General features: G+C 67.1%; 19 protein-coding genes. 14 read left to right on the plus strand and 5 right to left on the minus strand.

The genetic code is table 11. The annotated features are described in order from the left end of the window. Positions 1 to 194: 194 nt before the first annotated feature. The 10 genes from AWC25_RS06140 (at position 195) to AWC25_RS06180 (ending at position 16,494) form a co-directional block, all read left to right on the plus strand. Positions 195 to 464, plus strand: coding sequence for a hypothetical protein (locus AWC25_RS06140; RefSeq protein ID WP_069400266.1), 270 nt, complete (start codon positions 195 to 197; stop codon positions 462 to 464). A 104-nt stretch (positions 465 to 568) separates the two neighbouring features. Next, positions 569 to 2,056 carry a DHA2 family efflux MFS transporter permease subunit gene (locus AWC25_RS06145; RefSeq protein ID WP_069400265.1) on the plus strand — a complete coding sequence of 496 codons (1,488 nt, stop codon included), beginning with the start codon at positions 569 to 571 and terminating at the stop codon, positions 2,054 to 2,056. Positions 2,057 to 2,169: 113 nt separating this feature from the next. After that, on the plus strand, positions 2,170 to 3,108 hold the full coding sequence (locus tag AWC25_RS06150; protein WP_069400264.1) for a methionyl-tRNA formyltransferase: 939 nt from the start codon (positions 2,170 to 2,172) through the stop codon (positions 3,106 to 3,108). A 68-nt stretch (positions 3,109 to 3,176) separates the two neighbouring features. Next, entirely contained in the window at positions 3,177 to 12,086 is an 8,910-nt protein-coding gene (locus AWC25_RS06155) for a non-ribosomal peptide synthetase (protein WP_142278713.1), read from the plus strand. A 10-nt stretch (positions 12,087 to 12,096) separates the two neighbouring features. Continuing rightward, positions 12,097 to 12,468, plus strand: a complete 372-nt coding sequence (locus AWC25_RS06160) for a DUF3060 domain-containing protein (RefSeq protein ID WP_158089731.1) — start codon at positions 12,097 to 12,099, stop codon at positions 12,466 to 12,468. A gap of 57 nt (positions 12,469 to 12,525) precedes the next feature. Further along, on the plus strand, positions 12,526 to 13,566 hold the full coding sequence (locus AWC25_RS06165; protein ID WP_069400262.1) for an alpha/beta fold hydrolase: 1,041 nt from the start codon (positions 12,526 to 12,528) through the stop codon (positions 13,564 to 13,566). Between the two features lie 80 nt (positions 13,567 to 13,646). Further along, positions 13,647 to 14,303 carry a class I SAM-dependent methyltransferase gene (locus tag AWC25_RS06170; protein WP_085166495.1) on the plus strand — a complete coding sequence of 219 codons (657 nt, stop codon included), beginning with the start codon at positions 13,647 to 13,649 and terminating at the stop codon, positions 14,301 to 14,303. A gap of 261 nt (positions 14,304 to 14,564) precedes the next feature. After that, complete coding sequence (locus tag AWC25_RS06175) at positions 14,565 to 15,881, plus strand: OFA family MFS transporter (RefSeq protein ID WP_425320227.1); 1,317 nt, start codon at positions 14,565 to 14,567, stop codon at positions 15,879 to 15,881. Next, positions 15,878 to 15,979 carry an MFS transporter small subunit gene (locus tag AWC25_RS27805; protein ID WP_415858659.1) on the plus strand — a complete coding sequence of 34 codons (102 nt, stop codon included), beginning with the start codon at positions 15,878 to 15,880 and terminating at the stop codon, positions 15,977 to 15,979. The genes AWC25_RS06175 and AWC25_RS27805 overlap by 4 nt, the downstream gene beginning before the upstream one ends. An 86-nt stretch (positions 15,980 to 16,065) precedes the next feature. Further along, complete coding sequence (locus tag AWC25_RS06180; protein WP_069400259.1) at positions 16,066 to 16,494, plus strand: pyridoxamine 5'-phosphate oxidase family protein; 429 nt, start codon at positions 16,066 to 16,068, stop codon at positions 16,492 to 16,494. Between the two features lie 391 nt (positions 16,495 to 16,885). On the opposite strand, the gene AWC25_RS06190 is transcribed toward AWC25_RS06180, so the two are convergent. Together AWC25_RS06190 and AWC25_RS06195 are read right to left on the minus strand one after the other, a co-directional pair. Beyond that, the gene (locus tag AWC25_RS06190) at positions 16,886 to 17,581 is read right to left on the minus strand and encodes a PAS and ANTAR domain-containing protein (RefSeq protein ID WP_069400290.1); all 696 of its coding nucleotides are present in this window, start codon (positions 17,579 to 17,581) and stop codon (positions 16,886 to 16,888) included. A gap of 243 nt (positions 17,582 to 17,824) precedes the next feature. Then, complete coding sequence (locus AWC25_RS06195) at positions 17,825 to 18,286, minus strand: Hsp20/alpha crystallin family protein (protein ID WP_069400258.1); 462 nt, start codon at positions 18,284 to 18,286, stop codon at positions 17,825 to 17,827. A 142-nt stretch (positions 18,287 to 18,428) separates the two neighbouring features. Between AWC25_RS06195 and AWC25_RS06200 the strand changes: the two genes are divergently transcribed. Next, the gene (locus AWC25_RS06200) at positions 18,429 to 18,785 is read left to right on the plus strand and encodes a MerR family transcriptional regulator (RefSeq protein ID WP_069400257.1); all 357 of its coding nucleotides are present in this window, start codon (positions 18,429 to 18,431) and stop codon (positions 18,783 to 18,785) included. Between the two features lie 11 nt (positions 18,786 to 18,796). On the opposite strand, the gene AWC25_RS06205 is transcribed toward AWC25_RS06200, so the two are convergent. Next, on the minus strand, positions 18,797 to 20,257 hold the full coding sequence (locus AWC25_RS06205; protein ID WP_069400256.1) for an aminotransferase class I/II-fold pyridoxal phosphate-dependent enzyme: 1,461 nt from the start codon (positions 20,255 to 20,257) through the stop codon (positions 18,797 to 18,799). Between the two features lie 118 nt (positions 20,258 to 20,375). Between AWC25_RS06205 and AWC25_RS06210 the strand changes: the two genes are divergently transcribed. Beyond that, complete coding sequence (locus AWC25_RS06210) at positions 20,376 to 20,912, plus strand: DUF1360 domain-containing protein (RefSeq protein WP_069400255.1); 537 nt, start codon at positions 20,376 to 20,378, stop codon at positions 20,910 to 20,912. Positions 20,913 to 20,948: 36 nt separating this feature from the next. Here AWC25_RS06210 and AWC25_RS06215 read toward each other — a convergent pair whose 3' ends face one another. Both AWC25_RS06215 and AWC25_RS06220 read right to left on the minus strand, forming a co-directional pair. Then, positions 20,949 to 21,263, minus strand: coding sequence for a hypothetical protein (locus tag AWC25_RS06215; protein ID WP_069400289.1), 315 nt, complete (start codon positions 21,261 to 21,263; stop codon positions 20,949 to 20,951). Positions 21,264 to 21,325: 62 nt separating this feature from the next. Further along, positions 21,326 to 22,636 (minus strand): NAD(P)/FAD-dependent oxidoreductase, encoded by a 1,311-nt coding sequence (locus tag AWC25_RS06220; RefSeq protein WP_069400254.1) that lies wholly within the window; start codon positions 22,634 to 22,636, stop codon positions 21,326 to 21,328. A 258-nt stretch (positions 22,637 to 22,894) separates the two neighbouring features. Between AWC25_RS06220 and AWC25_RS06225 the strand changes: the two genes are divergently transcribed. Further along, the gene (locus AWC25_RS06225) at positions 22,895 to 23,596 is read left to right on the plus strand and encodes a GAF and ANTAR domain-containing protein (RefSeq protein WP_085166496.1); all 702 of its coding nucleotides are present in this window, start codon (positions 22,895 to 22,897) and stop codon (positions 23,594 to 23,596) included. Positions 23,597 to 23,729: 133 nt separating this feature from the next. Continuing rightward, the gene (locus AWC25_RS06230) at positions 23,730 to 24,911 is read left to right on the plus strand and encodes a zinc-dependent alcohol dehydrogenase (protein WP_069400252.1); all 1,182 of its coding nucleotides are present in this window, start codon (positions 23,730 to 23,732) and stop codon (positions 24,909 to 24,911) included. Position 24,912: the final 1 nt, after the last annotated feature.

Genomic DNA, 24,912 nt, shown 5'->3' on the forward strand with positions numbered 1-24,912 from the left:
CAACGACGCTACGAGCCAGACACCAGGTGATCAGGATCCAACCACCGCAACAAGCGGCAACCCCACCCTGACACTGACGACGACGCTAACGCACACACATTCGGCGCGGCCAGGCCCGCCAAAGTGGGTAACCAAGCCGATAGCGCGCGGGGGCGTCAATTCGAACAGATCGCGAGGCGGAAGGCGGGTTCGCAATGGCTGGTCACGAGGGCGAACGGTGGGACGTCAGCATCAAGAACAATGCGATCTACCTGGAGCGCATCTCCGACAGCGACGAGCAGTTGTTCGACGATTCGCTCGCCGTGGACGAGGCTCGCGGACTGGCCGGGCTGCTGAGGAAATTCGCCGACAAGCTCGAAGGGTCCGGGGATTCCGGCGGGACCGGCGACTCCGGCGACTCCGACGAGTCGGACGCCTCGAAAGCTTCCGAGGGGTCCGAAAAGCCTTCGGGGCAGCGCACATAGCCCGACGACGAGGGGGCCGGGCCGGAGCGGTCTGCGGGTATCGTTCGGCGGCGCCGAGGTGAGCGTCTTGAGCGCGGCGCATTAGCCGATAAGCTCGCAGCGCCATGAACGAAACGCCGCCCGCAACCGTCGGGGCACCGGCCGTCGCCGGGGCCGACCACCCCGAAAAGCTACCCGACAAGCTTGATGCCAGGCTGCTGCGCATCGGCGCAGTGTGCGGTCTGGCCGCCCTGATGGGGTTTTTGGACTCCACGGCGGTGGCCGTCGCACAGCGCACCTTCGCAGCCGAATTCGGCTCCACCCCGGCCGTCGTCTCCTGGACGATTGCGGGCTACCTGCTCGCGTTCGCGGCCGTCGTCCCGGTAACCGGGTGGGCCGCAGACCGGTTCGGCACCAAACGCCTGTTCATCGGCGCGGTCGCCCTGTTCACACTGGCCTCGCTGCTCTGCGCGGTCGCACCAAACATCTTGTCGTTGATCGTATTTCGCGTGCTGCAGGGCGCCGGTGGCGGCATCTTGTCGCCCCTGAGCTTCGTGATCGCGACCAAAGAGGCGGGCCCCAAACGGCTCGGCCGGCTGGTCGCGGTGGGCGCCGTACCGTTCCTGCTGGGCCCGATCGGAGGACCCATTCTCGGCGGCTGGTTGATCGGGACCTACGGATGGAAATGGATCTTCTTGATCAACCTGCCCATCGGGCTGATCACCCTGGTGCTGGCGGCGGCCATGTTCCCCCAAGACCGTCCGGCGCCGGCAGAGGCCCTCGACGTGCTCGGCATGCTCCTGCTGTCACCCGGCTTCGCCGTCCTGCTGGCCGGGGTGTCGGCCATTCCGGAGCAGCGCGGGGTCACCGATGCTCACGTGGTGCTACCACTGGCCCTCGGTCTGGTCTTGATCACCACCTTCGTCGTGCATGCCTGGCGGCGCACCGACCACCCCCTGGTGGATCTGCGGCTGTTCCGGAACCGGGTGGTTACCTTGTCCAACGCGACGCTCTTGCTGTTCGCCGCCACCTACGTCGGCGTCTTGTTGTTGGTGCCGAGCTATTTCCAGGCGGGGCTGCACCAGACGCCGATGTCGTCCGGGCTGCACCTGATCGCGATGGGCGTCGGCGTCGTGGTGACCACGCCCATCGCCGGGGCGGTGATGGACAAATTCGGACCCGGCCGGCTGGTGCTGGTCGGATTTCCGCTGATGGCAGCCGGTCTGGGGATCTTCACCCTCGGCGTTGCCCGGCGCGCGGACTACACGCCCACGCTGCTGGCCGGGCTGCTGGTCATGGGCCTGGGCATCGGTTGCGCCGCGACACCCTTGTCCGCGGGATGCATGCAGTCGTTGGCGACGCATCAGATCGCCCGGGGCACGACTCTGCTCGGCATCACCGACCAGTTGGGCGGGGCCATCGGAGCGGCGTTGCTGGCGACGCTGTTGACCAATCAGTTGGCGGGGCACGGCGAGGGGGTCGCGCAGCCCGAGCTCGCGCACGCCTACGCGACGGTGTTTGCGGTGGCCGCGGCGATGGCCGTGGGCACGATCATCCCCGCGGCCTTCCTGCCGCGCAGGCTGGTCGTGCCCCCACCCGGGGGGGAGAACTGAGCCCGGCTTTGCCCGGTGCGCAAACTTAGGCCAGCCTAAGGTAAGCTTCGGCTCCTGTGGGCGACGCACAGTGGGGTGCGTCGAGCCGGCCAACAGTTAGCGGGTTCTGCGTAATGCGCATCGTGTTCTTTGGGTTTCAGACCTGGGGCTACAAGACTCTGCAGGCGTTGATCAACCTCGAGCACCACGTCGTGCTCGCCGTAACCCACCCCGTCAGCAGCGAGTCGTACAAGGCCATCTGGTCGGCACCCGTCGACGAACTCGCCCGCAGCCACGGCATCCCGCTGCACGTGGCCACGCAGGCCGACCCCGAGACGATCGATTTGGTCGCCGGCTACGAGCCCGACGTCATCGTCGTCAACAGCTGGTATCACCGGATGCCGCCCGAGCTCTACGACCTGCCGCGGTACTGCACCCTGAATCTCCACGATTCGCTGCTGCCCAAATTCACCGGCTTCTCCCCGGTGCTGTGGGCGCTGATCAGCGGCGAGTCCGAGTTCGGGCTGACCGTGCACCGCATGGACGACGGCCTGGACACCGGCGACATCCTCGTGCAGCGGTCATTGCCGATCGGACCCGCCGACACCGGAACCGAGCTGGTACTGCGAGGCATGGAGCTGATCCCGGGTGCACTCGACGAGGCGTTACGGGCGCTAGAGTCCGGCCACGCTGCCTTTCGGCCGCAGAACAAGGCGGAGCGGACGTATTTCCACAAGCGTTCGGCGCGCGACAGTTTGATCGACTGGAGCTGGCCCGCCGAGGACCTCGAGCGGTTCGTGCGGGCGCTGTCCGATCCGTATCCCCGCGCGTTCAGCTTTTACCGGGGCGAGCGGATCGAGGTGCTGGAGGCTCACGTTTCCGACGCCCGCTACGGCGGTACGCCGGGCCGGGTGATGGTGCAGGAGGAGGGCGGCGTGGTGGTGTGCGGTTCCGCGCCACGCCGGGGCCACAATCGCGGCTTGGTGATCACGCGGCTGCGTTGCGCGGAAGGCGTCGAGTGCAGCGGGGAGAAATACTTTCGGCGCGGAGGCTACCTGGACAGTCACCCGTAGTGCGGCCGCAGACCGAAAACGCTTGCGGGACAGGACAAGCACCGTCGCGAACAGGAAGACCGCAATAAATGCTCGACTACGGTACGCAACCGGACATGTTGGGACCGTTGACCCCCGCGCAGCGCTCGATGTGGGTCGCGCAAGAACTGCAGCCCGACGTCCCGTACAACTTCGCCGGCTACGTCGAGATCGACCATCATGTCGACGCCGAAAAGCTCATGGCCGCTTGTGAATCGGCCGCGACGCGATTTGGGTCGCCGTGCGCGCGACTCGCCCTCGACCGGGGTGAACCGGTTTTCATGCTCGACCATGCGATCCCGCACGCCCTGCACTGTGTGGATCTGCGCGCGGAGTCCGACCCGGCGGCCGCGGGCCGGGCGTGGATGCACGACGACTACCGCCGGCCGGTCGATTTGCTCACCGACCGGCTCACCCATTTCGCGCTGCTGCGCGTCACCGACGATTTGTGCTACTTCTACGTGCGGGCACATCACGTCCTGTTGGACGGCTACGGCGCCTACAACTTCCTGCGTCACGTCGCGGACGCCTACTCCGAGGGGCCACGTTCCGCCGGTGTCGTCGATTTCTCGGAATTCGACGTGATCCGGGCCGCCGACGAGAAATATCGACAGTCGCCCCGCAGCCACGCCGACGCGCAATACTGGAAATCCGTCCTGACCGGGTCTCCCGACATCGCCGATCTGTCGGGCAGGCAACGACCGGTGGCCCCGCGCCACCCCCAGGTCCGCGAACTCGCCTGTCCAGCCAGCCGGGACGGCCAACGCCACTTCGACGTCGCGCAGGTCATCGCCACGATGGCCGTCTTTCTCGCGAAAACCACCGGACGGCAAACCATTTCGCTCTCGCTTCCGGTGTCGGCCCGCACCACCGCGGCGCTGAAGAAGTGTGCCGGGATGGTGTCCAACATGGTGCCGCTGATCATCGACGTCGCCGAGCACGACTCCATCGGCGCGCTCACCGACCGGGTCGGCAGGGCGGTCGTCGGCGCACTGCGCCATCAGCAGTACCGCGGCTTTCCGGAGATCATCGGCGACGGAACCCCTTCCGACATGAATCTCGAGTTCGGCCCGGTGGTCAACGTGCTCGACTTCGCGGCGCCCTTGCATTTCGGTCCATCCCAATCCGCCTGTCACGTCCTGAGCAACTTTCCCATCCAGGACGTCGCGGTCAACATCTATCCACAATTGGGCGACGGGGCCCCGCGCGTGCACTTCTCCTGGAATCCGGACCGGTACCCCGCCGACGAGATCGCCGGGCACATACGGCGTTTGGAGGCGCTGTTCGAGAATCTGTTGGTGGCGGACCCGTCCGTGGTGGTGGGCACGGTGCCGTTGCTCGACGACGCCGAGCGGGCGCGATTGGACGGGTTGGGCAACCGGGCGGTGCTGAGCCGCCCGGTTGCGGGTGCGTCCATTCCGGAATTGTTCGCCGCGCAGGTGCTGCGCACTCCCGACGCCGTGGCAGTCAGCTGCGCGGGCCGGTCGCTGACCTACGCGGAGCTCGACGAGCAAGCAAACCGGTTGGCCCACCGGCTGGTTGGGCTCGGCGCGGGTCCCGGCCAGTGCGTGGCGACGCTGTTTCCCCGTTCGGCGCATGCAATCGTGGCCATCTGCGCCGTGCTGAAATCGGGTGCGGCGTATCTGCCTATCGACTCCGCGGTGCCCGACTCGCGCATCGAGTTCATGCTCACCGACGCTCGACCGATCGCCGCGCTGACCACCATCGACCTTGCCGGGCGGCTGGCAGGCCGCGGGGTGCCCGTCGTGGATGTCGCCGACCCCGCGCTGCACAGCCAGCCGGGGACCGCTCTGCCGATGCCCGCACCCGATGACGTCGCGCACATCGTGTACACCTCGGGCACCACGGGGGTGCCAAAGGGCGTGGCGACCACCCACCACAACGTCACCCAGCTGCTGCAACCATTGCATCCGGGCCTGCCGTCGGGGCCCGGCCAGGTGTGGTCGCAGTGGTATTCCTACGCCTTCGACGCCTCGGTCGAAGAGATCTGGGGTGCGCTGCTGCACGGCAGCCGGCTGTTGATCGTGCCGGAAGCGGTGGCCGCATCGCCAGCAGAGTTCCAGGCCTTGCTGATTGACGAACGCGTCACCGTGCTGCATCAAACCCCGTCGGCCGTATCGGCGCTGACGCCGGACGGTCTGGACTCGACGGCCGTGGTGGTCGCGGCCGAGCCGTGCGCGGTGGAGCTGGTGGACCGGTGGGCGCCGGGCCGGGTGATGACCAACGCCTACGGGCCGACCGAGACCACCCTGTGCGTGACGGTCAGCGTGCCGCTGCGGCCCGGCGCCGGAGAGGTTCCGATCGGGGCGCCGATACCGGGGGCGGCGCTGTTCGTCCTGGACGGGCGGTTGCGGCCGGTGCCGCCGGGCGTGGTCGGCGAGCTGTACGTGGCCGGACTCGGGGTCGGACTCGGGTACGTCCGCCGCGCGGGCCTGACCTCATCGCGGTTCGTGGCCTGCCCGTTCGGCGATGCGGGCCAGCGCATGTACCGGACCGGGGACCTGGTGGCGTGGGGCCCCGGCGGACAGCTGCGCTACATCGGGCGTGCCGACGAGCAGGTCAAGATCCGCGGATACCGCATCGAAATCGGTGAAATCCGTTCCGCCCTAGCCGGTTTGGGCGGGGTAGATCAAGCCGTGGTCATCGTGCGGGAAGACCGCCCCGGTGACAAGAAGCTGATCGGCTACGTCACCGAGTTGATTGCGGGCCGCGTCGACATCGCTGCCGCGCGCGCACACTTGGCCAAGCGCCTGCCGGCCTATATGGTGCCCGCCGCCATCGTGACCCTCGACGCGCTGCCACTGACGGTTAATGGCAAGCTCGACACCCGCGCCTTGCCGGCACCGGAGTACCGGGACACGCAATACCGCGCGCCGTCCACCGCCGTCGAGGAGATTCTGTCCGCCATCTATGCCGAAGTGCTCGGCCTGGACCGCGTCGGCGTCGACGACTCTTTCTTCGATCTGGGCGGCGACAGCATCTTGTCGATGCGGATCGTGGCGCGGGCCCGGGCGGCGGGAGTGCTGTGCCGGCCGCGGGATATCTTCGTCGAACAGACCGTCGCCGGCCTGGCCCGGGTGGCCACGATCGTCACGGGAAACGCCGACCCGGCCGACGACGGCGTAGGCCCGGTGATCGCGACGCCGATCGTGCGCTGGCTGCACGGCGTGGACGGCCCGATCGACGAGTTCAACCAGACGCTGGTCATCGACGCACCTCCCGGAGTCACCGATTCCGACGTCGTCGTCGTCCTGCAGGCCATCCTGGACCGGCATCCGATGCTGCGCCTCTGCGTGGACGACGACGGCGCCGGGGACTGGTCGCTGCACGTGCCCGACCCCGGCTCGGCGCGGGCGACGGATCAGTTGCAGATCGTCGAGGCGCTATCGGACGACGCGCTCACCCGGGCGCGGTCCTGGCTGAACCCCGGCGCCGGAGTCATGGTGAGCGCGCTGTGGGCGACCTCGACCGCTCAGCTGGTGCTGATCATCCACCACTTGGCCGTCGACGGTGTCTCGTGGCGAATCCTGTTGGAAGACCTCAACATTGCCTGGGCGCAACACAGGGGTGGGCAGCCGGTCGCACTGCCCGGGGGCGGCACCTCATTCGCCCGATGGTCGGCGCTGCTCGCTGAGCACGCGCGGCGACCCGACATCGCGAAACATGCCCAGACGTGGCGAGAAATCACGGCCACCGCGCCGGCACCGCCGGCGCTGCGACCCGGCACCGATACTTATGCCGATACTTATGCCGGGGCGGGACGACTGTCGCTGACGCTGGATGCCGAGACCACCCGCCTGCTGCTCGGCGACGTGCCGTCGGCGTTGCACGCCGGCGTGCAAGACATTCTGCTGATCGCGTTCGGGTTGGCGGTCGCGGAATTTTTGGGCGGCGCCGGCGCGCCGGTCGTCATTGACGTGGAAGGACACGGCCGCCAGGAGCTGGCCGACGTTCGGGTGGACCTGTCGCGCACGGTGGGCTGGTTCACCGTTAAGCACCCGGTGGCATTGACCCTCGACGAGCTGGACTGGTCCGAGATCGCTGCGGGCGGCGCGGCCCTCGGGGCGGTGCTGAAAGCCGCGAAGGAACAGTTGCGCGCGCTGCCCGACGGACTGACCTACGGGCTGTTGCGATACCTCAACGCCGAGGTGGAACTGGATCAGCCGGACCCGGCCATTGCATTCAACTACCTGGGCCGGCTGGGCGTCGCGTCGGACCTGGCCGCCCAGCTGTGGCGGCCCAGCCCTGACACGTTATCGGTCAGTGCCACAACGGCTTCGGTGCCGATGCCGCTGAGCCATGCCGTGGTCCTCGACGCGGCCGCCCTGGACGGCGAGGCCGGCCCGCGCCTGCATGCCAACTGGACTTGGGCACCCTCGGTTATGAATGGTGACCAGGCAAACCGGTTGGGCCAGTTGTGGTTTGACGCCCTGACCGGCATCTGCGCCCATGTGCGCGGCGGTGGCGGCGGGTTTACTCCGTCGGATCTGTTGCCCGCTCGGCTCACCCAACCACAGATCGACGAACTCGCGCGGCACCACCGTATCGCCGACGTGTTGCCGTTGACCCCACTGCAGCAGGGCTTGCTGTTTCACGCCACCATCGCTGCGCGCAGCGGTGTCGGCCCGTACGCGCCTCAACTGGTCATCGGACTGACCGGCCCGCTCGATGAGATTCGGCTCCGCGACGCGGTATACGCGGTCGTCGACCGCCATCCCAACCTGGCGGCGCGGTTCTGCCCGCAGTTCGACCCGCCGGTGCAGATCATCCCCGCCGACCCGGCGCCGGCGTGGCGATCGATCGACCTCGGCGGCGCCGCCGACGCCGACGAGCGGATACAACGGGTGTGCGCCGAGGAACGCGCCGCGGTGTGCGACCTGGCCAACCCGCCGGTCTTTCGGGCGGCGCTGCTGCGCACCGCAGCCGGGCAGCACCGCCTCGTGCTCACCAACCACCACATTGTCCTTGACGGATGGTCACTGCCCATCCTGCTGCGCGAGATCTTCGCGAGCTACGACGGGCAGCGGCTGCCCGCCCCGGTGCCGTATCGCAGATTCGTTGCCTGGCTTGCCGATCGAGATCTCGACGCCGCCCGGGCGGCATGGCGGGACGTGCTCGCCGGCTTCGACACCCCCACCCTGGTCGGATCGCATCGGGTGGGTGAACTTGGGCCGCGCGGTCTGACGGCGATCCGGTTACCCGAGCCGACTACCCGCGCGCTGACCCAGCTTGCCCGCGCACACCGCACCACGCTGAACATCGTGCTGCAGGCCGGCTGGGCCCAGCTGTTGATCTGGCTGACCGGCCGGCACGACGTCGCTTTCGGCGCCACCGTATCCGGGCGTCCCACCGAGGTCGCCGGGGCGGAGTCGCTGGTCGGTCTGACGATCAACACAATCCCGGTGCGGGCCCGCGCGGGCGCCCTGATCACCACCGCCGACCTGCTCCACCAGCTGCACGACGGCCATCAGCGCACCCTGGAACACCACCATCTGGCGCTCAGCGACATTCACCGGATCGCCGGCCACGATCAGCTTTTCGACACCCTGTTCGTCTACGAGAACTACCCGATCGACTCCGCGGTCTCGACGGGACTCGGCGCATTGGCCATCACCGAGTTCACCAGTCGCGAATCCACCCACTACCCGCTGACCCTGCAAGTCGCCCCGGGGCCGGAACTGGGGCTACGTATCGAATACGACGCGGAACTGTTCGACGCCGAAAGCGTTGCGCGCCTCGCCGATAGGTTGCAACGGGTGTTGCAGGCCATGGTGCAAGCACCGTCGGGACGGCTGTCGGCGGTGGACCTTCTCGACACCGATGAACATGCCCGGCTGGACGTCCTCGGCAACCTCCCGGTGCTGACGAAGGCGGTGGCGGGCACGTCGATCCCGGAGCTGTTCGCCGCGCAGGTGGCCCGCACCCCCGACGCGCCGGCGCTGCGCTGTGCCGGCCGGTCGCTGACGTATCGCGAATTGGACGAGCACGCCAACCAGCTGGCGCACCACCTGATCGCGCTGGGCGCGGGTCCCGGCGCCTGTCTGGCGGTGCTGTTTGCACGTTCGGCCGAGGCGATCGTGGCGATCCTGGCGGTGCTCAAGGCGGGCGCCGCGTATCTGCCCATCGATCCCGCGGTGCCCGACACGCGCATCGAGTTCATGCTCGCCGACGCGGAGCCGATCGCGGCGGTGACGCCGACGCGGCTGGCCGACCGGTTCACCGGACACCGGCTGCGTATCGTCGACGTCGACGATCCCGCGATAAAAGCGCGGCCGCGCACCGGGTTACCGTCGCCGCAACCCGACGACATCGCCCACATCGTGTACACCTCGGGCACGACGGGTGTGCCGAAGGGGGTGGCGACGACCCACCACAACGTGACCCAGCTGCTGGAGTCCCTGCATGTGGGTCTGCCGTCGGGACCCGGCGAGGTTTGGTCGCAATGGTATTCCTACGCTTTCGACGCCTCCATCGAAGAGATCTGGGGCGCGCTACTGCACGGATCTTGCCTGGTGGTGGTGCCCGAGTCGGTGGCCGCCACGCCAGATGCCTTCCAGGCCTTGCTGATTGACGAGCACGTCACCGTCTTGCATCAAACCCCGTCGGCGCTGTCGACCCTGACGCCCGCAGGCCTGCCGGACACGGCACTGGTCGTGGCCGCCGAGGCGTGTTCGGCCGAACTGGTCGATCGTTGGGCGCCGGGACGGATCATGACCAACGCCTACGGGCCCACCGAGACCACACTGTGCGTGACGGTCAGTGCACCGTTAACCCCGCAGTCGGGGACACCGCCGATCGGTGCGCCGGTGCCGGGTGCGGCCATGTTCGTCCTGGACGGCTGGTTGCGTCCGGTGCCGCCGGGCATGGTGGGCGAGTTGTACGTGGCCGGGCGGGGACTGGCCGCCGGCTATCTGCACCGGCCCGGCTTGACGGCGTCGCGGTTCGTGGCGTGCCCGTTCGGCGGGGCGGGCTCGGCGGGCCAACGCATGTATCGCACCGGCGATCTCGTCCGGTGGGGCGCCGACGGTCAGCTGCAGTACCTGGGACGCGCCGACGAGCAGGTGAAGATTCGCGGGTACCGCATCGAGCTGGGTGAAATCCAGGCGGCACTAAGCGATTTGGACGGTGTCGAACAAGCCGTCGTGATCGTGCGGGAAGACCGCCCCGGCGACAAGCGCCTGGTGGGCTACGTCACCGAGGGGCGGGAGAACGCGGTGGACGTGGCCGATGCGCGCGCCGCGCTGGCGCGGCGGCTGGCCGCCTACATGGTCCCCGCCGCGGTCGTGGTCCTCGACACGTTGCCGCTGACCGTGAACGGCAAGCTCGACGTCCGTGCCCTGCCGGCACCGTGCTATCGCGGCACCGAATACCGCGCCCCGAGTAGCGCCGTCGAGAAAATCGTGGCCGACGGCTACGCCCAGATCCTTGGCCTGGACCGGGTCGGGGTCGACGATTCGTTCTTCGACCTCGGCGGCGACAGCATCTCGGCGATGCGGCTGATCGCCACCCTCAACACGGCTCTCGACACCCGCCTCAGCGTCCGCACGCTCTTCGACGCGCCGTCCGTCGGTGCCCTGAGCCGACAGGTGGACCGCCACGCCATCGACCCGCGCTTTGCGGCCGTGCACGGCGATCAGCCCGAGCGGCTTCGCGCCGACGATCTCACGCTCGAGAAATTCCTTGACACGCAGACTCTTTCGGCGGCCGCCACGCTGCCGGTGCCGGGGCCCGAGGTGCGCACGGTGCTGCTGACCGGGGCGACCGGCTTCCTCGGCCGTTATCTGGTGCTGCACTGGCTCGAGCAGCTGGAGTTGATCGGCGGCACCCTGATCTGTCTGGTACGGGCCAGCTCCGACGCGGACGCGCACCGTCGCCTGGAAATGGTCCTCGACAGCGGAGATCCGCGGCTATTGGCACACTTTCGCGACCTGGCCGCCGGTCGGCTGCGGGTCATCGCGGGGGACAAGGCCAAAACGCGGCTGGGCCTCGACGAGCAGACCTGGCAGCAGCTAGCGGAATCCGTTGACCTGATTGTCGATTCGGCCGCGCTGGTCAACGGCGTGCTGCCCTACGCGGAGCTGTTCGGGCCCAATGTCGCCGGGACCGCCGAACTGATCCGGCTGGCGCTGACCGCCAGGCTCAAACCCTACGCGTACGTGTCCACGGCCAACGTGGGCGATTCGGTTGAACGATCGGCATTCACCGAGGATGCCGACATCCGGGTGATCAGCCCGACGCGCAGCAACGACGGCGGACCGGTCAGCGGCTACGCCAACAGCAAGTGGGCCGGCGAGGTGCTGTTGCGGGAAGCCCACGACCTGTGCGCCCTGCCCGTTGTGGTGTTTCGCAGCAGCATGATTCTGGCCGACACCAGTTACCTCGGTCAGCTCAACGTGGCGGACCTGGTCACCCGGATGGTGCTGAGCGTGCTGGCCACCGGCATCGCACCCGGGTCTTTCTATCAGCGTGACGCGAACGGCAACCGGCAACGCGCCCATTACGACGGGCTGCCCGTAGAATTCGTCGCGCAGGCGATCGTCGCCCTCGGTGCCCAAACGGTCGACGGGTTCCACACCTACCACGTGATGAACCCGCACGACGACGGCATCGGCCTCGACACCTACGTCGACTGGCTCATCCAGGCGGGTCACCCGATCAAGCGCATCGACGATTTCGACCTGTGGTTGCGGCGATTCGAGGCCGGCCTGCGCCGCCTGCCGGAACGGCAACGGCAGCACAGCGTGCTGGCGTTACTGCAGTCGGCGGGGCCCCGATATCTGCGCCCGGCAACGCCGACCCGCGGCGCGTCGGCGTCGACCGCCAGGTTCCGCGCCGCGGTGCAGGAAGCCAAAATCGGAGCCGATAACGACATCCCGCATGTCAGCGCACCAATCCTGGAAAAATACGTCACCGATTTGCAGCTGCTCGGACTGCTCTAACCTGACCACCATGATCCGTTGCGTCGTCACCGTGGTGATGCCGATCCTCGGTGTGCCGGGCTTCGGCGCCCCGGTTCCGTTGGACATTGCACCCGCCAAGATCGACGCCAGCGTCGCGACCGTGACCTATGACTGTGGCAACCAATCGCCGATCAGGATCGTGGGACAGGACGCGACCGTGACCCTGAACGGATCATGCGGCGAAGTCGACGTCACCGGCATCGCGAACACCGTCAACCTGCAAACCGTGGCGAGCATCCGGGTCACCGGCACCGGCAACCACATCACCTGGATGAATGGCCCGGACGGCAAAATCCCGCGGATCAGCAACACCGGCGGCAGCAACTCGGTCGTCGGCCCCGGCGGGATCCAGATCCAGTAGGCGCCGACACCCGCGCGCATCTTCCGTGCGGCCGCGCGGCGTCGTACGCTCGGTGCGATGCTGGCAAACTCCGAGATCCGGTTCCTGCGCGTGGACTCCGGCCGGGTGGCCTACGAGGTGCGCGGCGACGGTCCGGCCCTGGTCGCCCCGGCCTGGTGGGTCAGCCATCTCGAACTCGACTGGCAGAGCGCGGGATTCCGGCGTTTCTGGGACAGCGTCGCCCGCGGCTACACGCTGATCCGCTACGACCGGCTCGGCGTCGGCATGTCGGATCGCGCGGTGCACGAGTCGGACCTGACGCTGGCCGGCGAGGTCGCGCTGCTGGGCGCCCTGTTCGACGAGCTCGGACTGCAACGCGCATCGCTGGTGGGCGGCTCCTGCGGAAGTTGTAGCGCAATCGCTTTCGCCGCAACATATCCCGAACGTGTCGACCGGCTGGTGCTGTACGGGTCCTATGCCGACGGCTCGGCGATCACGGAGCCGGAGGTGAGCGATGCGATCGTCGCGGCGGTGCGTGCGCATTGGGGGCTGGGCTCGCGTCTGCTCAGCCATATCTTTTTGGGTTCCGCCGAATCCGTGGAGCACGAACGTTTTGCGCGGCTGCAGCGAGAAGCGGCAACCGCCGAAACCGCGGCCGCGTTGCTGGGACTGGTCTACCGCCTCGACGTCCGCGCGCAGCTTGCCGAGGTCGGCTGTCCGACCCTGGTTGTGCATCGTCGCGACGACCGCGCGGTGCCGTACCGGCTGGGGCGCGAGGTCGCTGCCGGGATTCCGGGCGCCGCACTGCTTTCCCTGTCGGGCAATGCCCACTTCCCCTGGCATGGCGACGTGGATTCCGTTGCGCGCGCCTGCCGCGAGCTGCTGGGCGCGTCCCAGGAGCCGCCACAGTCGGATGATGAAGACCAGATCGTGCTGACCGTGCGCGAACGCGAGATCCTCGCCTGCGTCGCGCGCGGCCTGCACGATCGCGAGATCGCCGAGCAATTGGTGCTGAGCCCGCACACCGTGCATCGCCATGTGGCCAACATCCGCCGCAAGCTCGGCCGCAGCTCGCGCGGCGCCGCCGTCGCCGAGGCCGCCGGCCTGGGGCTGCTGTGAAGTGGCCGAAACGGGCCATCCGCCCAAGATGGCCGCACTGAGCGACGCGCGGTGACACCGGGCACCGTTACGTTCACGCCATGACCGACACCGGCATTCGACGGGAAGTCCGCCCATCCTCCGGCGCTTGGCTGCGCGTGATGGCCGTGGTGTATGACCCGTTCGTCTGGCTGGGCGAACTGGCGGGCATGCGCCAACGGCGGTGCACTCTGCTCAGCGGCGCGCGGGGCGGCGTGCTCGAAATCGGTGCCGGAACGGGACTCAACATCGGGTGCTATCCCGACGGCATCGACCAGCTCGTGCTTGCCGAACCCGAGCCGGCCATGCGCCGCAGGCTCGCCCGCCGGCTGCGGCGGCACGCCCAGCCGGCGCGCATCATCGATGCGTCCGCAGAGCGGCTGCCGCTTCCCGACGACTCCGTAGACACCCTCGTCTCGACACTGGTCTTGTGCACCGTCGCCGATCCCGAACGTGCCTTACGCGAGATCGCGCGGGTATTGCGCCCCGGCGGTCAGCTGCTGTTCATCGAGCACGTGCGCGCGCAATCCGCTCTGCTGGCGCGGTGGCAGGATTGGCTGTTCGCCGCCTGGCGCGGGTTCGCGGGCGGCTGCTGCTGCAACCGCCCGATCGGGGACTTGATCCGCGGCTGCGGGTTTGACGTCGTGGCCGACGAAGCCGTATGGCGCGGCATGCCCCGCATCGTCCACCCGCTCATCGTGGGCCGCGCGACCCACTGATCATCTTTGACTACAGTCGTTTTCATCACGGTCCGCAGACGTCGTCGATTGGGTCACCTCGCTAGCATCAGGTGACCTTGCCGAAAGGCATCGCGACCTCGCTGCCGTATGTTACTGCCTTGCTTAACAATTGGTTACCGGCAGGCAACGGGCGGGCGTTCCGATGCATCATGAGCCTGCTGCGAAAAGAGGACGATGTCGTCTGTTGGGGTGTTGTCGCGTAGTCGAATTATTGCCGGACCGCGGTGGAACAGATGGCTTGTGCCGCCCGCCGCGCTTTCCATCCACCTGGCGATCGGCAGCGTCTACTCGTGGAGCGTCTTCAAGCTGCCCTTGCATGACACCCTGCACGCGTCCGGGCTTTTGAGTGCCATCCCGTTCACCCTGGGCATCGTCATGCTCGGCGTGTCGGCGGCGGTCTTCGGCACCGCGGTGGACCGGAAGGGCCCGCGCTGGGCGATGGTCGTCGCGCTGTCGTGCTTTTGCGGCGGCTTGTTGATCTCGGCTGCCGCGGCCGAGCTCGGCCAGATGTGGCTGATCATCGTCGGTTACGGAATCGTCGGTGGCGTCGGGCTTGGGATCGGCTATATATCACCGGTTTCCACGTTGATGAAGTGGTTCCCCGACCGGCCGGGCATGGCGACCGGCTTCGCCATCATGGGTTTCGGCGGCGGTGCGTTGATCGCCTCGCCCTGGTCGTCGCAGCTGATGAAGTGGTTCGGCACCGACCGGCACGGCCTGGCCGCGACATTTTTGGTGATGGGATTGGTTTACGCCGTGTTCATGTCCCTGGGCGTCGTTCTCATTCGGGTACCGGCACCGGGATGGGAGCCGCCGGTCGTCCGAAACGTCGTCGCGAAGACTCCGCACGCCGCCGGCCCGGATCACACCGCCAACGAGGCGATCAAGACGCCCCAATTCTGGCTGCTGTGGGTCGTGCTGTGCTTCAACGTCACCGCGGGAATCGGCATCCTGGAACGAGCCGCGCCCATCTACCGGGATTACTTCCCCCACGCGGCATCTCCCGCCGCGCTGACGGCGGCCGCCGCCGGTTTCGTCGCCATGCTGTCGCTGGCGAACTCGTTGGGACGGATCTTGTGGAGCTCGGCCTCAGACACGGTCGGACGAAAGAACATGTACCGGCTGTACCTGGGTTTGGGCGCGGCGCTCTATCTGGTCTTGATCGTCGCGCAAAACGCCAGCAAGCCGTTGTTCCTGGTGGTCTGCATTCTCCTGCTGTCGTTCTACGGCGCTGGATTCTCAACGGCCCCAGCGTATTTGCGTGACCTGTTTGGTTACCTCGAGGTCGGAGCGATCCACGGCAGGCTGCTGACGGCGTGGTCGACGGCCGGCGTGCTCGGGCCGGTCATCGTCAATGCGATCGCCGACAACCGGATCGCCGCGCACGTGACCGGTCCCGAGCGCTATCGATGGTCGTTCATGATCATGCTGGGCCTATTGGTGATCGGCGTGATCTGCAACGAGCTGATTCGGGTCCCACAGCCGCCGAACTTCCTTGGCGCGGCAACCGACACGCGGCAACCCGCCGGCGTGACTTCCGGAGAGGGTGTGGAATGACAGCACTGCGAGTCGTCAGCTGGGTGTGGGTGGGAGTGCCGTTCTGCTACGGCCTCTATCAACTCCTCGTCAAGATCCCCGCGCTGTTCCTGAACTGAGTCGCAACGCCGTAGGCGCCCTGGGATGGACCCGGAATGGACTCAGCAAGGGAATAGCCCGGCGGCCTGACCGCGTTGGGCCGGACATGAAATCTTTCACGGAGAGCGAAAGCCAGCAATTCCTGGCGGACCTGCATGTCGGGGTGGTGTCCGTCGCCGCCGAGGGTGACCGTCCGCCGGCGAGCGTGCCGATTTGGTACGACTATGTTCCGGGCGGAAACATCCGGATCACGACCGGTAGCTCATCGCGCAAGGCCAAGCTGATCAAGCGGGCCGGGGTGGTGACCCTGGTCGCGCAGCGCGAAGAGCTGCCTTATCAGTACGTGGTCGTGGAGGGCACGGTGGTGGAAACGACCACGCCGACTCCGGCGGACGTGCAGGAAGCCATTGCCATCCGTTACCTGGGCGAGGAAGGCGGGCGGGCGTTCGTCAAGAGCCTGGAAGGACACGAGAACGTGTTATTCACCATCCGCCCCGACCGTTGGCTCAGCGCCGATTTCTCCGACGATCTCTGAGCCGGCGTCGGCAAATCCGGTAACACGCCCCGGCCGGTGCGATAACGGCAATAGTGGTTCGAAGCGAGAAGTCGCGGGTATTCCCTGGCGACTTCTCGTGGAGAAAGGACCGGACATGTTGCACTCGGTGATTCTGGCTAGCGCGGATCCGCTTGCGGCGGGATTCATTCTGCGCGGGATCAAAGGCATCTTCGTCGCGATAGCAGCATCATCGCCGCGATCGTCTGCGGCCTGATTGCCGCGATGAAAGGCCGCAATCCGCTGGGCTGGGGAATTCTGGGACTGTTCTTCTCCATTCTCACGCTGATCGTCGTTATCGTCATTCCCAGCAAGAAATAGGCGCCGTGCGGCGTGTTCCGCCTGTCACCTTGGATGGCCCAGCAAACTGCTTTTACTTGTCTCGACCGGCCATGGAATCGGCGGCTTGGCCGACACGCTGTCGCGCGGTCAGCAACAAATGGTCGAAATCGGATTGCGACGTCAGGTGCGGGCCCTCGGTGCGAAAGTCCTCGCAGATTTGCTCGGCGAGCACACGTAACTTGATGTTCGCTTCTTGCGACAGCCATTTCAGTAGTTCGAAGGCCGCCGCTTCGCCGATGCCGTAAATCAGCATCAGCATCCCCTTGACCTGCTCGATAACGGCGCGCTGCTCGGCGATCTCGGCGAGCTTCGCGGTGACGAGGTCCTCGCCTTCCTGCTGCAACGGGGAGACATCGACATAAAACCCGTGCGTCCCGATCACCGCGCCCTTGCCGTCGCGAAGCTGATCGCCGACCACCACGACATGGTGGACGTGCCCGCCGGTGTCGATGACGCGATGGCGGGTGCTGAACGCCTGATGGGTGTTGAGTATCTCGTCGATGGTGGCCGCGACTTGTCTTCGGTCATCGGGGTGTTTGTGGGACAACACCAGTTCGGTGGTCGGCGTGACCGTGCCGGGCTCATACCCGTGCAGCTGCTGGACCTGCTCCGACCATTCCCAGCGCTGATCGGCGAAGTAGAACCGGAACCAGCCTGCCCGCTGTGGTGCACCACCGGCGAGGGCCTGTTCGACGTCGGCCGATTGACCGTTGAGGTCCCAATTCATCGCGGGGTTCGTCTCCTGGGGTTCGGATGCCGACGCAACCACGCCCACCGCGGGTATGCACTCCCGATCGCAGAGGATCGGTGTGCGGTGCGGGAATTCGCGCAGTGGCGGTATGAGTGGCGCTGGATATTCAACGCCGAGGTCGTGTCAGATCCTGTCACAACGGTCGGCGCGCAGGTCGGGGACCGGCGACGGACGGCGCCGGCGGTGATGCCACGCCGCCCGTCCCGATCCGTCACTGCATCAGGCGTTGATCACCTCCCGCTGTTCCGTACGGTTTCCGACCTGTTCATCGATGACGTGGTGGGCGCCGCCGCGGTCGATGGCGATCTTGCGCGGCTTGGCCTTCTCCGCCACCGGAATGCGCAGGCGCAGAACGCCTTCGGTGTAGGAAGCCTCGATCCGGTCGGTATCGAGGTTCTCACCGAGCACCAGTTGTCGGCTGAACACGCCACGTGCTCGCTCGGTGGCCAGCATTTCCCGGTTGGGGTCGAGGGCCGGGCGTTCGGCCCGGACGGTCACCACATTGCGCTCGATGTCGATGTCCAGCGAGTTGGCGTCGATGCCGGGGAGATCGAACTCGACGACGAACTCTTCACCCTGGCGCCAGGCGTCCATGGGCATCGCCGCGGGACGAGCGGCCGTCCCCAACACCTGCTGAGCGAAACGGTCCAGTTCCCGGAAGGGGTCGGTACGCATCAGCATTGCAGCCATTTCTTCACTCCAATCTGTTGCTACGAGTCTGGAATTTCTATGCCGTGAGGCATAGGTTTTATATAGCACTATCGCGAGATGACTGCAAGTGTGGTAGACAAGTTTTCTACACGACCGAGTGAGGAGGTGCTCGATGGCCGATCTCTTTGGCGACGCCGGTGCGCCGCCGCCCGATCGTGGCGTCTACGGCATTTCGGTTGCCGCCGAACTGTCCGGGGTCCCCGTGCAGTCGCTACGGCTATATGAGCGCCATGGCTTACTCACTCCGGCCCGCAGCGAGGGGGGAACGCGCCGCTACAGTGCCGACGACCTGGCACGGTTGCGGCGCATCAGCACGCTCGTCGAGGCCGGGGTGAACCTGGCCGGCATCGCTCGGATACTCAACCTCGAAGACCACAACGCCGAACTCTCGGCGGCCAACACCGACCTACGGTCCAGCAATCGCGCCTTGCGCAAGGCCGTGAAGTCCAACGGTCAGGACCCGGCCTAAACCCCCGCGGCTCAGGCGACAACCCGGAACTGGCGAGCGGTCGAATCCGCCGGATCCGGCAGCGTCATGCCCGCGTCGACGCCGGAACGCAGATAGTCGATGACGGCGTCGTTGAGACGTTCACCCGGCACCACCGCCGGAATGCCCGGTGGATACGGCGTGATCTGTTCGGCCGAGATGCGTCCGGCGGCCTTCTCGGCGGGCACCATCTCGGTCGGCCCGAAGAAGGCGACGCGCGGCAAGCAGACGGTCTCGAGCTGCAGTTCTTCCGGTGCCGGCAGGTCAATCGGCGGTGGCGGTTCGAAATCCGTTGCGGCCCGCCGCCATTGGCCCATCGCGGTGAGGAGCCGGTCCGCCGTCTGCCGGTCGTCGGCAAACGACATGGTGGCCAGAATCCGGCGGTGGTCGCTCATCCCGAGGTCGAGGCGACAGTGTTCACGCAGCCAGTCGGCGGCCTGATATCCCGATGTGCCGGTGCCTGCGACGTCCATCAACACCTGCGTGGTGTCCAGGTCGCACGACGCCTCGGCGCCGAGCAACTCGTCCTCAAGCACCAAGACGTCGGGAATCTCGGCCAAGCGGCTGCGCAGGTAGCCGGCGAGAGCGAGTTCCGCGGCGAGCAGTTCGTGCCCATGTTCGACCATCTGGCGACGCCAACCGTCGAGCGCCGCATAGACCATCACGTTCGGGCTCGTCGTCATCAGTAGGTCGGCGCACGCCGACAAGCGGGTCGGGTCGACGAGGTCGCCCTGCAGATGAAATACCGAACCCTGCTCGAAGCCGGCACCCATCTTGTGGACACTGACCACGCAGACGTCCGCGCCCGCATCCATCGCCCACGTCGGCAGGTCTTCGTGGAACGGCAGGTGCGCGCCCCACGCCTCGTCGACGATCAGTGGCTTGTTGCGCCGATGACAGACCTCGGCGATGCCGGCGATATCGGCACACGTGCCATACGGGCTGGGGCTGACAATCAGCGCGCCGGCCGCGTCGGGGTGGGCCTCCCACGCGGCCTGCACCTGCTCGGGTGACGGGGGGTGGGAGAAGTGGTGCGCGCTGTCCCACCGGGGGCTGATCCATCGGGGGCGGACGCCGGAAAAGATCAATCCCGCCACGATCGACTTGTGGCTGTCCCGCGCGACCAGCAGTCCGCCGTCGGCGTCCCCGGCGACGGCCATCATCGCGGCCTTGACCGACAGCGAACTGCCGCAAGTGGAAAAGAACGCCGTGTCGGCGCCCACGGCGTCGGCCATCAGCTCCTCGGCCCGCGCGAGAAACTTGCCGCGGCTCTTCCGATCGTCGAGGCCGTTGGTCGCGAGCACGTCGTCGCGGAACGGTTCGGTGCCCAGCACCGCCAGCACGCGCGGGTCGGCGCCCCGGCCCTGGCGGTGGCCGGGCGGGGTGAAGCCATAACGGTCGCAGCGGTGGTAGTCGGCCAGCGCATCCAGCAGGGGGGCTTGCGACTGATCCATGAACGAACGGATACCCCTCGCACATGACTCCAATCGCGTACGGGCCCCGATTGGGTCGCGCGTCGCCGGGTACCCGTGCTGCCGGACACGCCTGTGGCCACCGTGAAGGAGTGTGAAAATGAACGAATCGTCGGCGGCTCCCGGCCGTGTGATCGGCGAGGCGCGCCATGAGGCCGACGTCTACCGCGGCGACGAGCCGCAACCGCTGGGGGGCTACCTGGTCGTCCTCGGGGTCTACGGCCTGCTCGTGACGGCGGCGACAGTGCTCGCCGCGGTCACCGGACGCAGCCTGGCATCGCAGTGGCGGTTGCAAGACCTCGCGATGCTAACCCTTGGCACGCACAAGCTTTCGCGGACATTGACCAAAGACGCGGTGACGAGTCCGCTGCGGGCGCCGTTCACCCGCTACGCGGGGACCGGCGGTCCGGCCGAACTCAACGAAGAGGTGCGACGCGACGGGCCGCTGCGGCACAGTCTGGGCGAGTTGCTGACGTGCCCGTTCTGCCTCGACATGTGGGTCGCGACCGCGTTCACCATCGGTTTGGTCTTCGCGCCTCGGTTCACCCGGCTGGTGGCGGGCGTCTTCACGGTCCTGGCCGGGGCCGATTTCCTGCAGCTCGCCTACGCCAAGGCGCAGCAGGCGGCCGAAGGCTAAGTCCGCCAAGCGGTTTCGCCTTCCTGGTTCGACCCGTCATGGTTCGAGGTTGTAGAACGAGTCACCGTCTTCGGGCGTCCCGTCGATCTGACCGGCTTCCCGCCCATGGGTGGATGGGTCGATGCGGTCCAGTTCGTCGTCGCCGACCATCACCACCGCACCGTCGTCGACGGTGTCGACGGCGTCGGGTGCTTGGCCCGCGCCGGGCTCGTCGGGGATTTCCGCCGCGAGGCGCTCGTCGAGGGACTCGTCCTCCTCGGCCCTGATCCAGCGGTCGGGAGGATCCACCACTTCGTCGCCGTCGTCGTTGCGGACCTCGTCGGAGTCGAGGCTCTCGGCCTGGCCCAGCATGTCGTCATTGCCGTTATCCACGTCGCTATTCACGTTGGCCGGTTGCCCGAGGCGGGATCGAATTAAACGATCTTCGGCATCGGAATGCCTTCGGCGGCCGTGAACTGCGCATCCTCCTGCGACGACAACCCGATGGACACCACCGATCGGTTGAACAGCAGGTCGGTGAGGTACGCCAGCGACACGGCCCAGCGGTTCAGTGGGCGGGGAATCGCACACAGATGGTAGGCGCGGGTGACGAGTTTCGCCGGTAAGCCAGACAGGTGCACGTTGAGGGGGTTGGCGACGGCATAGCCCGGCCCGAGATCGACGACCAGACCGAGGTTGCGATGTTTGTATTGCTTGCTCGTGCCGTAACCGAGACTGGCGGCAACGTTGCGGGCCAACACCTTTCCCTGCCGTGTCGCGTGCTGCGCGGTCGGTGGCGTGATTTTCCCGGGCTGCGTCAGGTCGGGCACCGCGGCCGCGTCGCCCGCGGCGAACACACCCAGATGGCCCGGCACCTGCAAATCGGGGTGAACCTTCAACCGCCCCCTCTCGGTCGGCAGGCCCAGCTTTTCGATCAGCGGGGCGCCGGTCACACCGGTCACCCATGCGATAGTGTGCGTGTCGATGCGCGAATCATCGCTGAGCACAACGTGATCGGCGTAGGCCGCCTTGAGCGTGGTGCCGAGCCGGACATCGATCCCGCGGCTCCGCAGGACCTCCATCGCGGCGTTGCCGAGCTTCTCGCCCACCTCGGGCATGACCTGCTCGGCCGTATCGAGCAGCAGGAACCTGACCTCGGCCGGGTTGAAACCCATTTGACGTGCCGCCGCGTCGGCCAGCGCCCGCAGCTGGGCGACCAATTCGGTGCCGGAATACGACGCCCCGACCACCACGACCGTGCGTCGTGCCGCCGCCACCGCCGGGTCGTCCTCAATGGCGGCCAGCTCCAGCTGTTCGACGAAATGGTCGCGCAGATACAGGGCCTCCGCGGTGGTCTTCAGACCGCGCGCGTACGTCGCGAGCCCGGGAACGTCGAACAACCGGGTGACCGACCCGGGGGTGAGCACCAGGCGGTCCCAGGGCAGGGGATGCCGGCGCTCCTCCGGGTCGCAGTAGGTCACGGTCCGCGCGGCGAAGTCCACATCATCGACCCGGCCGCGAACCGCGCGTACGCCTTTCAGCGCGTTCGCCAACGGTATGGCCACGAAGCGGGCGTCGACCACACCGCCGGCAACGTCGGGCAGCAGCGGCGTGTACAGCATGTAATCGACCGGCGAGACGATGGTGATCTGGGCCTTCGCTTGCTTTCGGCGCAGAATCCGGGCCAGCTGGTGGGCGCAGGTGTATCCGGTGAAGCCGCTTCCGACGATCACGATCGAGGTCATCCATCCGAGTCTAAGGCGATCCGGCAAAGATTCGGGGTGTGCCGCAACGTGAGGCGAAAAGCATTGATTGCCAATGCCTTCCCGGCGGCCTTCGCTCACTGGCCATCGGCTTCGCTCATTGTCCTGGCGTAGGCGCCGGCCGTCGTTGTGCGCCCGCCAAAGCTTCGCCACGCGGATATGATGGGCGTTGTTTTGCATCAACTCGGGCTCGTCGACCGCCCCTGCCGGGGCGATGGGACGTCCTAAAAGGGTGGTGTCATGCCGGACGACAACACCACGGTCGTTGCTCAGCTCGCCGAGCTGATTGCCAATCTGGAGCGCGACGGCACGGACACGGTGCTGGGTCTGCGCGAACTGATCGAGAACGGCACCCGGCATGTTCTCGGCAGTCACTGCGCGGGCATCACATTGGCCGACGCAAAAGCGGTGACCACCGTCGCGGCCACGCATGCCTACGCGACCGAGCTCGACCGCGTCCAGCACCGATACCGGGAAGGCCCCTGCGTCACGGCCGCCTGGGAGCACCACACGATGCACGTCGCGGACCTCGGCGCCGACCACCGGTGGCCGCGCTACCGGCAGTACGCCCTCGACCACACGCCGGTCCGCTCGGTCCTGTCCTACGAGTTGTTCGTGGAAGGCAACTCGACCGGGGCGCTGAATTTCTACGGCGAACGACCGCACGCTTTCACCGCTGACTCGGTGGAGCTGGGCGGCGTCTTCGCTACCCATGTCGCATTGGCATGGTCGATGATGCGCCGCCACGACCAGTTTCGCAGTGCCCTGGCCTCGCGCGACCTGATCGGCCAGGCCAAGGGGATCGTCATGGAGCGCTTCAATCTCGACGCCGTCGAGGCGTTCGAGTTGCTCACCCGGTTGTCCCAGCAATCCAACGTCCGGGTCGCCGATCTGGCCAGGTCGCTGATCGACAGCGAGCATCCACTCAAGCTCCGGCCTTGATAGACGTCCAAAACCATGGCATTGCAAAGCCTTTGGTTGTCCGGCCGAGCCACGGTCGACGGTGCGATCGGGGGCGGCGGTTTCGACCTGCGGCAACCGGGTACCAGCCAGATGTCTTGACCTAGGAGGGCGCATGAAAGCAGTCACCTGGCACGGCAAACGCGACGTCCGCGTGGAGTCGGTGCCTGACCCGAAGATCGAACAGCCCACCGACGCGATTATCGAGGTCACCTCGACCAACATCTGCGGGTCCGACCTCCATCTGTATGAGGTGCTGGGCGCCTTTATGAAACCGGGGGACATCCTTGGGCACGAACCAATGGGAATCGTCCGAGAGACCGGGCCGCAGACCGGCGACCTGCGGGTCGGCGACCGGGTGGTCATCCCGTTCCAGATCTCGTGCGGCAGCTGTCATATGTGCGGTCAGCGGCTGTTCACGCAGTGCGAAACCACCCAGGTGCGCGAACAGGGTATGGGCGCGGCGCTGTTCGGCTACTCGGAGCTCTACGGCGCGGTCCCCGGCGGCCAGGCCGAATTGTTACGGGTGCCCCAAGCCCAGTTCACGCATATCAAAGTGCCTGTGGGACCGCCCGATTCGCGGTTCGTATACCTCTCCGATGTGTTGCCGACCGCCTGGCAGGCGGTGGCCTACGCTGACATCCCCGATGGCGGCACAGTGGCCGTGCTCGGGTTGGGCCCGATCGGTGACATGGCCGCGCGCATCGCCGATCATCTCGGCTACCGCGTCATTGCCATCGACCTGGTGGCCGAGCGGCTGGCCCGGGCCGCCAAGCGCGGGATCCACACCATCGATCTCGGGCGTCTCGACGCGTCGCTGGGCGATGCGGTCCGGGACCTGACCGATGGCCGGGGCGCGGACTCGGTGATCGACGCGGTGGGGATGGAGGCGCACGGTTCCCCGGCCGCCAAGTTCGCACAGCAGGCCACTGCGGTGCTTCCCGACGCGATCGCCAAGCGGTTCATGCAGACCGCCGGCGTGGACCGGCTCAATGCGCTGTACTCGGCCATCGACATCGTGCGGCGCGGCGGCACCATCTCGCTGAGCGGGGTCTACGGTGGCATGGCCGATCCGCTGCCCATGCTCACGCTCTTCGACAAGCAACTGACCCTGCGTATGGGACAGGCCAACGTGAAGCGGTGGATCGACGACATCATGCCGTTGCTCACCGACGACGATCCGCTCGGCGTCGACGACTTCGCCACGCATGTGTTGCCCCTCGAGAAGGCGCCACACGGCTACGAGATCTTCCAGAAAAAGCAGGATGGCGCCGTCAAGGTCATGCTGAAACCCTGAA

Origin of the sequence: Mycobacterium sherrisii (genome assembly GCF_002102355.1) — a bacterium.
GTDB classification, from domain to species: Bacteria; Actinomycetota; Actinomycetes; order Mycobacteriales; family Mycobacteriaceae; genus Mycobacterium; species Mycobacterium sherrisii.

Bases quoted from the DNA above. Each gene is read 5' to 3' on its own strand.
- AWC25_RS06205 (WP_069400256.1), bottom strand. From the start codon at position 20,257: ATGGATCAGTCGCAAGCCCCCCTGCTGGATGCGCTGGCCGACTACCAC.
- AWC25_RS06150 (WP_069400264.1), top strand. From the start codon at position 2,170: ATGCGCATCGTGTTCTTTGGGTTTCAGACCTGGGGCTACAAGACTCTG.
- AWC25_RS06210 (WP_069400255.1), top strand. From the start codon at position 20,376: ATGAACGAATCGTCGGCGGCTCCCGGCCGTGTGATCGGCGAGGCGCGC.
- AWC25_RS06225 (WP_085166496.1), top strand. From the start codon at position 22,895: ATGCCGGACGACAACACCACGGTCGTTGCTCAGCTCGCCGAGCTGATT.
- AWC25_RS06145 (WP_069400265.1), top strand. From the start codon at position 569: ATGAACGAAACGCCGCCCGCAACCGTCGGGGCACCGGCCGTCGCCGGG.
- AWC25_RS06170 (WP_085166495.1), top strand. From the start codon at position 13,647: ATGACCGACACCGGCATTCGACGGGAAGTCCGCCCATCCTCCGGCGCT.
- AWC25_RS06200 (WP_069400257.1), top strand. From the start codon at position 18,429: ATGGCCGATCTCTTTGGCGACGCCGGTGCGCCGCCGCCCGATCGTGGC.
- AWC25_RS06140 (WP_069400266.1), top strand. From the start codon at position 195: ATGGCTGGTCACGAGGGCGAACGGTGGGACGTCAGCATCAAGAACAAT.
- AWC25_RS06180 (WP_069400259.1), top strand. From the start codon at position 16,066: ATGAAATCTTTCACGGAGAGCGAAAGCCAGCAATTCCTGGCGGACCTG.
- AWC25_RS06220 (WP_069400254.1), bottom strand. From the start codon at position 22,636: ATGACCTCGATCGTGATCGTCGGAAGCGGCTTCACCGGATACACCTGC.
- AWC25_RS06160 (WP_158089731.1), top strand. From the start codon at position 12,097: ATGATCCGTTGCGTCGTCACCGTGGTGATGCCGATCCTCGGTGTGCCG.
- AWC25_RS27805 (WP_415858659.1), top strand. From the start codon at position 15,878: ATGACAGCACTGCGAGTCGTCAGCTGGGTGTGGGTGGGAGTGCCGTTC.
- AWC25_RS06190 (WP_069400290.1), bottom strand. From the start codon at position 17,581: ATGAATTGGGACCTCAACGGTCAATCGGCCGACGTCGAACAGGCCCTC.
- AWC25_RS06230 (WP_069400252.1), top strand. From the start codon at position 23,730: ATGAAAGCAGTCACCTGGCACGGCAAACGCGACGTCCGCGTGGAGTCG.
- AWC25_RS06215 (WP_069400289.1), bottom strand. From the start codon at position 21,263: ATGCTGGGCCAGGCCGAGAGCCTCGACTCCGACGAGGTCCGCAACGAC.
- AWC25_RS06155 (WP_142278713.1), top strand. From the start codon at position 3,177: ATGCTCGACTACGGTACGCAACCGGACATGTTGGGACCGTTGACCCCC.
- AWC25_RS06165 (WP_069400262.1), top strand. From the start codon at position 12,526: ATGCTGGCAAACTCCGAGATCCGGTTCCTGCGCGTGGACTCCGGCCGG.
- AWC25_RS06195 (WP_069400258.1), bottom strand. From the start codon at position 18,286: ATGCTGATGCGTACCGACCCCTTCCGGGAACTGGACCGTTTCGCTCAG.